Origin of the sequence: Micromonospora sp. NPDC050495 (genome assembly GCF_040655175.1) — a bacterium.
Lineage (GTDB): Bacteria > Actinomycetota > Actinomycetes > Mycobacteriales > Micromonosporaceae > Micromonospora.
Window position 1 is genome coordinate 1 of the sequence record NZ_JBFAJK010000046.1, and the last position, 9,828, is coordinate 9,828.

Here is a 9,828-nt window from a genome sequence, read left to right on the forward strand (position 1 = left end):
AGGGATTTTCGCAGTTTCCACCAGACTGCAACGCCTTGACCTGCACCTTCACACCGCGACGCCGACTATATCGACGCTGAGCTGCGGAACACAGGTGAACCGACCGCCGCGCAACTACGCAACTGGGTCATCGGGCTGCCCACCCGGGACAAGGACGCCATCCTGACCGACCTGATCACCGGCGGCGGCAGCCACGTGCGCAGCCGACTGCTGCGTCGTTACCGCGACGCGCATCCCACCGACGTGTTCACCCTGACGGCCGCTCGTACCGCCGAGCAACTGCTCGCCACCGCCGCGGATCTGCGCGCGGAACGGGAACGACGGGACGCCGAGCAGCGCGAATGCGAGCGCGTTCGCCGGGAACGGTCCGCAGCAGCCGCCCGACAACGGCACCTCGCTCTCGCGGTTGACCAACCCGCGGCCTGGCAGCGGATCGACGAACTCATCGCTACGAAGAAACCCCGCGAGTACGACACCGCAGTTCAACTCCTCGTCGACCTGCCGACCTCGGCGAACGCGACGGAGACAACACATCGTTCCGACGCCGGCTGGCCGAGCTACGGGCGGTGCACGCCCGCAAGCCCAGCCTGCTCGAACGCCTCAACCTCGCAGGCCTCGACACCTGAACAGACCGGAGCGACCGCCGCCCACATCTACACATGTCCCTGTTCTCTGGCGACGCGACCCACGAACGCATTATCAAGCTGCAGCTGATCCTGACCCAGACCCGCCCGGTCGTGCGGGTGCCTGCCCGGCGACCGACGAACTCACCGCAGTCGACCGCTGGCCCGATACCGCCGTCATGCCGCCGTTCCCTATCCCGTGCGGCTTCGTCGGATGACACATGGTTCGCCGCCTGGTGACCATCGCCAGAGTGCGGGGAAGATCGTGAGGCCGCCCGCGGCGTACCGGCGTGACGACCCGGACAGCCGACGCCAATGGCAGCAGACTCCAGGAGCCCGTCCGGACCCGCAACCAGACATCGATCAACGTTGTTTGCTGGGGTGGGCCCGAAGGGTCGGGTGACTGTCAGGGTGTGTGCTGCCGATGGCCAGCTAGGAGTAGGACGCCTCGGCACCCTCGCTGACGACCGCTGTATCAGCACTGGATGGAGACTTGCGACCGATCGCCCTTTCCGAAGTCGTGGCTACTGAACCGCGGCGGGTCCGCGCCCCTGACCAGCACAAGCGAAAAGGGTGATGCCCGATGGGCAGCCTGTGGGCCGGCGTCGACGTCGGCAAGACCCACCACCACGTGTGCGTCGTCGACGACGACGGCACCGTGGTGGTGTCCGAGAAGATCCCCAACGACCAGCACACCATCTCCGGCATCGCCGGGCGGCTCGGCAAGCGCCGCAAGCCGATCCGCTGGGCCGCCGACCTACGCGGCGGACCCGCCTCACTGCTGCTGGCGGTCCTGTTCGACCGGGGCGCGGACGTGCGCTACGTCAGCGGCACCGTCACGTCCCGGATGGCGGAGGCCTTCCACGGCGAGCGCAAGACCGACGCCCACGACGCCTACGTCATCGCCCAGACCCTGCGCATGCGCAACGACCTTCCGACACTCAGCGTCGCCGACAGCGTGCAGCAGCAGTTGAAGCTGCTCGTCTCCCGCCGCCTCGACCTGGTCGCCGACCGGGTACGCATCACCGCCCGCATCCAGGAACTGCTGACCATGATCAGCCCTGCGCTAGAGAAGGCGCTGAATCTGCGCAGCAAGGGTGCGCTCCGGCTCCTCCCGCAGTGGCAGACCCCCGCCGGACTACGCCGAGCCGGCGAAGCCCGCATCCTGGCCTACCTACGCCAGCACGGTGTCCGGGCCGCCAAGGCACTCACCGGCAAGGTTCTCACCGCTGCACGGTCACAGACCGTCGCCGTCGCGGGGGAGGCCACCGCGGCCGGGATCGTGGCGCAAATGGCCACCGACCTGGAGGCAGCCAACGACCGCATCACCATGATCGAGGAAACCCTCGCAGGCATCGTCGCCGACCATGAACTGGGCGAGATCGTCACCAGCCTGCCCGGCATCGGCACCACCCTCGCCGCCGAGTTCCTCGCCCACGCCGGCACCCTCACCACCTACCCCAGCCCCGCAGCACTCGCCGCCCACGCCGGCCTCGCACCGATCTCCCGGGACTCCGGCCGCCGCCAAGGCCACCAGGTCCGGCCCCACCGCTACCACCGCAGCCTGCGCCGGGTGTTCAGCATGTCCAGCTTCGCCGCCCTGTCCCACTGCCCACGATCACGCGACTACTACGACGGGTGACCGCACCACGGCCCGGAAACTGCGCCAGCAGTTACACAGCCTGCCCAGCCGGGACCCGAACGATCCCGGCTACCGGCGGCTGCGCTACGTGCGCTACGCCGATGACACCCTGCTCGGGTTCGTCGGACCACGAGCCGAAGCCGAGGACATCAAACGGCGTCTCGCTCAGTTCCTGCGCGACGATCTCAAGCTGGAACTGTCCGAGGACAAAACGCTGATCACGCACGCCCGCACAGGCGCGGCGAGATTCCTCGGCTACGAGCTCACCGTCCAGCACGGCGACCACATGCACCATCGTGGGAACCGGACGGTCAACGGCACGATCGGGTTACGCGTGCCGAAGACGGTGATCAAGGCCAAGTGCGCTCGGTACTTGCAGCGCGGCAAACCCGCGCATCGGACCCGGCTGGTCAACCACGATGACCACACCATCATCGCGACCTACGGAGCCGAATACCGAGGCATCGTCCAGTACTACCTGCCCGCCGGAGATGTCTGGCGGCTGAGCCGGCTGCGCTGGGTCATGGAGACCTCCATGCTCAAGACGCTGGCCCTCAAGCACCGCTCAGCGGTGTCGAAGATGGCCCGGAAATACCGGACCTCCATCGACACCCAGCACGGCAAGCGGCGGTGTTTCGAGGCCCGCATCGAGCGTGAGGGCAGAGCACCACTGGTCGCCCGGTTCGGCGGTATACCACTCAAACGGCAGAAGACAGCGGTCCCCATCGACCGCAGTCCTGCCCCGGCCGTCGCCCGCAAGGAGTTGATTAACCGGCTTCTCGCAGGCAGGTGCGAGGTCTGCAGCGGCAGCGTGGACGTCCAGGTCCACCACGTCCGCAAACTCGCCGACCTCAACCAGGCCGGGCAGTCACGCAAGAACACCTGGACGAAGATCATGGTCAAGCGGCGACGCAAGACGCTCATCGTCTGCGCCGACTGCCACCACCAGATCCACTCCGGGAACAGCGCCGCACTCACGCAGTAGTCACCGGAGAGCCGGATGCTCGGAAACGGGCCCGTCCGGTTCGGGAGGAGGGCGTTGGAAAAGGACCTGCCCCGGCAGACACCTCGTCAACGCCCCACCTCACCACACCGACGGTGTGCCGGCCCTTCTTCAGATCACCCGTCTCGTCGATGACCAGCACCGCCTCGACATCCCCGAGGTGCTCACCGACGAACTCGCGGACATCGGCACGAACCTCGGCGTCATCCCACGTCACCCGGGTCAGCAGCTCCTGCATCCCGTCCGGGCCGGCATCCCCGGCGTACTCGGCGATCGTCCAGCAGTTCTTCCGCGGCAGCGGCGCCAACAGCCCCCGAACGAAGTCACGCACCCGCCGACGCGGTTCCGGCCTGCGGAAACGCTGCCCGACCGTCAACATCAGGTCATCGAACAACACCCGCCACCGCTGGGCGTCTACCCTGTATCCGGCAGCCACCGCTGCGTCATGGTCAGTCCACACAACCGTCCATGATCGACGGTGGCTGCCCTCGTACCCCCACCGCACCAAACCGCAGCTCAGCCAAGGTCAACATCCCCGGCTGGAGTATTAACTTCGAAGAGCCAGCAAACCTGGACGAAGATCATGGTCAAGCGGCGACGCAAGACGCTCATCGTCTGCGCCGACTGCCACCACCAGATCCACTCCGGGAACAGCGCCGCACTCACGCAGTAGTCACCGGAGAGCCGGATGCTCGGAAACGGGCCCGTCCGGTTCGGGAGGAGGGCGTTGGAAAAGGACCTGCCCCGGCAGACACCTCGTCAACGCCCCACCTCACCACACCGACGGTGTGCCGGCCCTTCTTCAGATCACCCGTCTCGTCGATGACCAGCACCCCGTCGGGGTGGCCGAGCTGCTCGATCAGCCAATCACGCACGTCATCGCGGACGGCGTCGGCGTCCCACGCCGCCGTACGCAACAACCGCTGTATCGCCTGCGGATCCGTGTGACCAGCCCGTTCCCCGAGGGACCAGCAGCTTTTGCGTTCCACGCCCGACAGCAGCCCTTCCACGAACTGCCCGGCGGTCCGGCGCGGCTCCGCCCGCACGAATCGGCCCGCGACACGCGTCACCGCCTCGTCCAGGATGATCCGCCACCCGGCGGGGTCTACGCCGTGGCCCACGGCCACTGCACGATCTTCGGTTGTCCTCAAGGCATCGATGATCAACGCGGTGGCCGTGCTCATGCTCGTGCCACGCCCAACGCCGAAGCCAAGTGACGTTGGAGTTCTAATAGTGCTTTGTTAGGTCGGTGTGGCGTGTCGCTTGTACGAGCGTCGTGCTGGTGTTTGGGTGCGGTGCGTGGATGAGCGAGAGCTGGCTTGGGTGCGGGGGCAGTTGGAGGATTTCGCGGCGGGGGTGTTCGCGGGGTTGCCGCGGTCGGATCAGCGGGCGACGGGTCTGCGGTATCTGCGGGGACTGATGCTGGACGGCCGGCGTAAGTCGATGCAGCCGATGGCCGAACGACTCGGGGTCGATCACCAGCAGTTGCAGCAGTTCCTAACCTCATCCACCTGGGATGTCGCCGGGGTGCGGCGACGGTTGGCGGCGGCCGCGGTCGACCTGGTGGCGCCTCAGGTGTGGGTGGTGGACGACACCGGGTTCCCCAAGGACGGCAAGGCGTCGGCGTGCGTGGCCCGGCAGTACTCCGGCACACTCGGCAAGGTCGCCAACTGCCAGATCGCCGTCAGCGTCCACGCAGCGACCGACGCCGCCTCGGCGGTGCTGAACTGGCGACTGTTATCGTGCCGGAATCCTGGGACCACACCTGCGTCCCCGGCCCGGACGGCAAGCCCGCGAACCCGCATGCCCGCAGGCTGCGCCAGCAGCCGGTCACCCTCGATGCGGCCGGGGCGAAGAAACCACACACCCGCGTGCAGTTGCCGCCCGAGGAGCAGATCGACCAGATCCGCCGGCGGCGCACAGCATCGAAGGTCCCCGACGCCGAGCGGTACCGGCCGAAGTGGCTGATGGCCCTGGAAATGCTCGACGAACTGGCCGCATGGGGGCTGCGTCCGCCGCTGCTGACCGCCGACGCCGGCTACGGCCAGGTCGCCGAGTTCCGCCAGGGCCTGACCGAACGCGGCATCAGCTACATCGTGGCTACCACGTCGAGCACCACCGCTCAACCCGGCGACGCCCAACCCGTGCAGGTTCCCTACGCCGGAGTCGGCAAGCACCCCACACCGAAGTACCCGCAGCCGGCTCGCAGCCTGAAGGACCTCGCCCTCGCCCACGGCGCCGAGGCAACAAGTGTGGTGCGCTGGCGTGCCCGGCTACCCGCACCCGACCGAGCCCCGGGCCGGCCTGCCGGCGAGCTGGCCGGGCACTTCTTCGCCGTGCGGGTGCGTCCCGCCGGCCGGGCCGTCCGACGCGGACCGCACCGCGGCGACGACGGAGTCCTGCTCGAATGCTGGCTGCTCGTGCAATGGCCCCCTGGCCATGACGAACCGACCGACTACTGGCTGTCCGACCTGCCCGCCGACACACCCTTGACCCAACTGGTCCGCCTGGCCAAGAGCCGCTGGCGCGTCGAGCACGACTACCGCGAACTCAAAACCGCCCTCGGGCTGGATCACTTCGAAGGCCGCTCCTGGATCGGCTGGCACCGCCACGTCACCCTCACCGCGGCCGCCCAACTGTTCCTCACCCAACTACGGACGACACACCCAAAAGCAACGGGGCAGACCTGAGCCTCTACGCGGTCCTGCGGCAATTGCAGTACTTACTCGCGACCTGGCTCGGGTTCTGCCCCCTCTGCCGCCAACTCGTCCCAACCTAACAAAGCACTACTAACACGCTGCTTCGCCCTTGTCCGCAGGCTGATGACCGCGCGTGGCCGGTGCTGACGGCCACGTGGGCCCGTCAGTGGGTGGGATCGGGAACGGCTCCTACGTCGGTGGCCGGCTGACCAACAACGCCAGCAACATGCAGCGATGGATCAGGGATCCCCAGGGGGTGGATCAGGGCACGGCGATGCCGAGCCGCGGTGTGACGGAGGCCGATGCTCTGGATCTCACGGCATTCCTGTTCACGCTTGAGTGACGCCTCAGCTTGTCCTGACTGGAAGGAGGACCCGGTGCCGGCCACCGCGCGGGGCAGAACCCCGTCCCGATGGTCCGTGCGATTCGGCCGAATGGCCGGAGTCGCTGCGGCCTGCCTGTTCCTCCTGCCCCCGGTGGTTGCGCCCGCGTCGACGGCGGTCCTGACCGGTCAGGGTCCGCCGCGGTACCCGGTGGCGGCGAGCAGGTCCGCCACCCGGGTCGCCAGCCGGCTCGCCTCCGGCTCGTCGCCGAGCTGTCCGACGGTCCGGGCGAGGGTCTCCGAGGCCCGGCTCTCGACGAGTCGGTATCCCGCCCGGTTGGAGAGCGCCACCGCCGCCCGGGCGTCCGCCACGGCGGCGACCGGGTCACCGGCGGCCAGCCGGGCGGCGGCCAGGCCGGCCAGCGCGGTAGCCTCGCACCAGGAGAACCGCGTCTGCCGGGCCTGTTCCAGCGACTGCAGGTGTTCCGCTGCCGCCTCGGCTGGGCGACCCAGGGCCAGCAGGACCCGGCCGAGCGCGTCCCGCGCCCACGCCTCGGTGCCCAGGTCGCCGATCTCCCGGGTCAGCTCCACGCTCCGCTCGGCGTCCGGCCGGGCCTGCGCGGCGCGGCCGGTTGCGGCCCAGAGCACCGCCCGGCCGGCCAGCGCGGTCGCCTCGCCGTACCGGTAGCCCAGCTCGCGGTTGGCGGCCAGCCCGCGGGTGTAGAGCTCCTCGGCGGCGGCGTGGTCGCCGAGATCGCGGCGTACGCTGCCCAGGTCGACGAGGAGAACGGCGACGTTGTACCGCGCCCCGGCCCGCTCACCCCGGTCGTGCGCCGCCCGGAAGTGCTCCTCCGCCTCGGCCAGCGCGCCGAGCTGCCAGTACGAGAAGCCGAGGTTGGCCAAGGACATCGCCTCTCCGCCGGCGTTGCCGAGCCGGCGGTTCAGCTCCAGGGAGAGACGCGCGCAGGTCAGCGCCGCCTGCGGCTCGCCGAGCCGTTGGTGCACCGCGCTGAGGTTGTTCAACATCGCGGTACGCCCCTCCGCCCAGTCGTCTCCGGTGTCGATCGCCAGCGCGTCGCTGAGTTGTCGGCGGGCGTCCTCGTACGCACCGCTGGTGACGTGGACCAGGGCGATGCTCAGGTGCATCGCCGCCTGGGCCAGCGGGTCGCCCTCGGCCCGCGCGGCGTACAGCGCGACGGTCGCCGCGGCTAGCCACTCCGCGCGCCACCCGCGCTGGTGGAAGTACGCACGCAACGCGTCGGCGAGCTGCCAGGAGTAGTGCCGGGGACCCTGCCGGGCGGTCTGTTCCACCGCCGCAGTAAGGTTGGTCCACTCGGCGTCCAGCCAGGCCAGGGCCGCTTCCGGGGTGTCGAAGGGGTCCTCCGGTACCGGCCGGGGCAGCCGCGCGAAGTGCGGGATGAGCTGCCGGCCCGCCGCGTCGGCGTTCGTCAGGTAGTGGTCGAGGAGCCGCACCCGGGCCTCGTCCCGCCGACTGTCGTCCTCCTCGCCGGTGACCCGGTCCACGGCGTACCGGCGCAGCAGGTCGTGAAAGCGGTACCGGCCACCCGGATGGCGCTCCACCAGGTGCGCCGCGGCGAGAGCGCGCAGCAGCCGTTCCGCAGTGCCCGCCGGCGTACCCGCGAGAGCCGCGGCGGCACCAGCGGCGAAGCTGGCCCCGGGGACCAGCCCGAGCCGGCGGAACAGCCGCTGCTGCTCGGCCGGCAGTGCCCGGTACGACAGCGCGAACGCCTTCGTCACCGCCCCCTGGTCGGCCCCGTCGATGGTCAGGCCGGCCAGCGGGTCCCCCTCGGCGAGTTCCCGGGCCAGGCCTGCGATCTCCGGCTTGCTGGCGGCCTGCAGGTTGGCCGCCGCGATGCGCAGGGCCAGCGGCAGGTGCCCGCAGAGCTGGGCCAGCCGGGCGGCGGCGGCCGCCTCGGCCCGGACCGCGCCGTCACCGAGCAGGGTCGCCAGCAGGCCGGCCGAGTCGGCCGGGCTGAGCACGTCCAGCGGCACCGGCCGGGCGCCGGCCCGGACCACCAGCTCGCTCAGGCGGTGCCGGCTGGTGACCAGGACGGTGCCGGCGGACGGGATCAGCGGCAGCACCTGGTTGGCGTCGCGGGCGTTGTCCAGCACCAGCAGCACCGCGCGGCCCGCCAGTTTGGAGCGGAACATCGCCACCCGGGCGTCCAGCCCGTCGGGCACGGCCCGGGGGTCGACGCCGAGCCCGCCGAGCAGGTGGGCCAGCGCCTCAGCCGGCGGGACGGGCTCCCGCTCCGCGTCGAAGCCGTGCAGGTCGACGAAGAGCTGTCCGTCGGGGAAGGCGTCGCGGACCCGGTGCGCCCAGCGCACCGCCAGAGCAGTCTTGCCCACCCCGGCGGTGCCGCTGACCACCCAGATCCGGATGCCGGCGGAGGGTTCGGCCAGGATCGCGTCCAGCCGGGCCAGATTGGCGGCCCGGCCGGTGAAGCCGGGCACGTCGTGGGGCAGTTCGGCGGGTCGCGCCGGTGCCCCCCGTTCGACGGTCCGGGGCAGGTCCAGCGTGGGGTCGCCGCGCAGGACGAGTTCCCCCAGGCGGCGCAGCTCCGGGGCGGGGTCGAGGCCCAACTCCTCGGCGAGCTGGGCCCGCACCCGCCGGTACGTGGTCAGCGCCCGGTCGGCCCGGCCCTCCCGGTACAGGGCGAGCATGAGCTGCCCGGCCAGGCGCTGCTGGTCCGGATGCCGGGCGACCTGGTCGGCCAGCTCGGCCACCACCTGCCGGGCCCGGCCGAGCCGCAGCAGCGCCTCCGCGCGGTCCTCCACCGCCGTCCACCGGGCCTCAAGCAACCCGGCGCAGAGTCGGTGCCGGACCTCGTCGTCGGCCACGTCGGCGAGCGGCTCCCCGCGCCAGAGGCCCAGCGCGGTGTCGAGCAGGTCGACCGCGGCCTCCTCGTCGGCGGTGCGGGCCTGCGCGGTCAGCGCGGTGAACCGGTGCGCGTCCACCTCATCCGGGTTGACCCCGATGAGGTAGCCGGCGGCCCGCCCGGCGATCTCCACCGGCGCGCCGGCCCGACGGAACGCCGCCCGCAGCCGGGAGACCAGCGCTTGGACGGTGCCCCGGGCGCTGGGCGGGGGCGACTCCCCCCAGACCAGGTCGATCAGCCGCTCGACCGGCACCACCTGGCCGGCCTCGAGCAGCAGCGTGGCCAGGACCAGGCGGGGCTGCCGCCCGCCCAGGTCGAGGTGGACGCCGTCGGACCATACCTCGACGGCGCCGAGCACCCGGAACTCCATGTCGTGACGTACCTCCCCGGTGATGCAGTATGCCGGTCCGCCGTGCGGCGGCTGCAAGCCAGCCGCAAGGGGTTTGCAGTCATGGGAGTAGATCATCGTGCGGTCCTCATCGGGGCGGCTCCCCCCAGGATCGCGCCCCGACGGGGACACCATCGCGGGCGGCACGGGCCGCCGCAACACGGGACGTCTTGGGTACGGAATTTACGGTCCGGAGGAAGGTCGGAGGATGCTCGCATCGGCGGCCGCGCTTGCCGATTTCGCAGTCGCGC

Annotated in this window: 7 protein-coding genes and 2 pseudogenes; 5 read left to right on the forward strand and 4 right to left on the reverse strand. The window is 70.6% G+C overall.

The window, feature by feature from the left end; all coding sequences use genetic code 11:
• Positions 1 to 114: 114 nt before the first annotated feature.
• Positions 115 to 486, reverse strand: coding sequence for a hypothetical protein (locus AB0I11_RS28790; protein WP_357327479.1), 372 nt, complete (start codon positions 484 to 486; stop codon positions 115 to 117).
• A 720-nt stretch (positions 487 to 1,206) separates the two neighbouring features.
• Here AB0I11_RS28790 and AB0I11_RS28795 point away from each other — a divergent pair.
• Both AB0I11_RS28795 and AB0I11_RS28800 read left to right on the forward strand, forming a co-directional pair.
• On the forward strand, positions 1,207 to 2,265 hold the full coding sequence (locus AB0I11_RS28795) for an IS110 family transposase (RefSeq protein WP_357327482.1): 1,059 nt from the start codon (positions 1,207 to 1,209) through the stop codon (positions 2,263 to 2,265).
• Positions 2,266 to 2,353: 88 nt separating this feature from the next.
• Entirely contained in the window at positions 2,354 to 3,250 is an 897-nt protein-coding gene (locus AB0I11_RS28800) for a group II intron reverse transcriptase/maturase (RefSeq protein WP_357327485.1), read from the forward strand.
• 97 nt (positions 3,251 to 3,347) lie between these two features.
• Here the strand turns inward: AB0I11_RS28800 and AB0I11_RS28805 are convergent.
• Positions 3,348 to 3,647, reverse strand: a pseudogene (locus tag AB0I11_RS28805) (transposase); the annotation flags it as partial.
• A gap of 99 nt (positions 3,648 to 3,746) precedes the next feature.
• On the opposite strand from AB0I11_RS28805, the gene AB0I11_RS28810 reads away from it, so the two are divergent.
• Positions 3,747 to 3,941: a hypothetical protein gene (locus tag AB0I11_RS28810; RefSeq protein ID WP_357327488.1), complete on the forward strand. Its 195-nt coding sequence runs from the start codon at positions 3,747 to 3,749 to the stop codon at positions 3,939 to 3,941.
• On the opposite strand, the gene AB0I11_RS28815 is transcribed toward AB0I11_RS28810, so the two are convergent.
• Positions 3,931 to 4,452, reverse strand: coding sequence for a transposase (locus AB0I11_RS28815; RefSeq protein WP_357327491.1), 522 nt, complete (start codon positions 4,450 to 4,452; stop codon positions 3,931 to 3,933). The two genes, AB0I11_RS28810 and AB0I11_RS28815, sit on opposite strands and share 11 nt — an antisense overlap.
• A gap of 115 nt (positions 4,453 to 4,567) precedes the next feature.
• On the opposite strand from AB0I11_RS28815, the pseudogene AB0I11_RS28820 reads away from it, so the two are divergent.
• Both AB0I11_RS28820 and AB0I11_RS28825 read left to right on the forward strand, forming a co-directional pair.
• Positions 4,568 to 5,958, forward strand: a pseudogene (locus AB0I11_RS28820) (transposase).
• A gap of 142 nt (positions 5,959 to 6,100) precedes the next feature.
• Positions 6,101 to 6,310: a hypothetical protein gene (locus AB0I11_RS28825; RefSeq protein ID WP_357327494.1), complete on the forward strand. Its 210-nt coding sequence runs from the start codon at positions 6,101 to 6,103 to the stop codon at positions 6,308 to 6,310.
• A gap of 168 nt (positions 6,311 to 6,478) precedes the next feature.
• On the opposite strand, the gene AB0I11_RS28830 is transcribed toward AB0I11_RS28825, so the two are convergent.
• Positions 6,479 to 9,559 carry a BTAD domain-containing putative transcriptional regulator gene (locus AB0I11_RS28830; RefSeq protein WP_357327497.1) on the reverse strand — a complete coding sequence of 1,027 codons (3,081 nt, stop codon included), beginning with the start codon at positions 9,557 to 9,559 and terminating at the stop codon, positions 6,479 to 6,481.
• Positions 9,560 to 9,828: the final 269 nt, after the last annotated feature.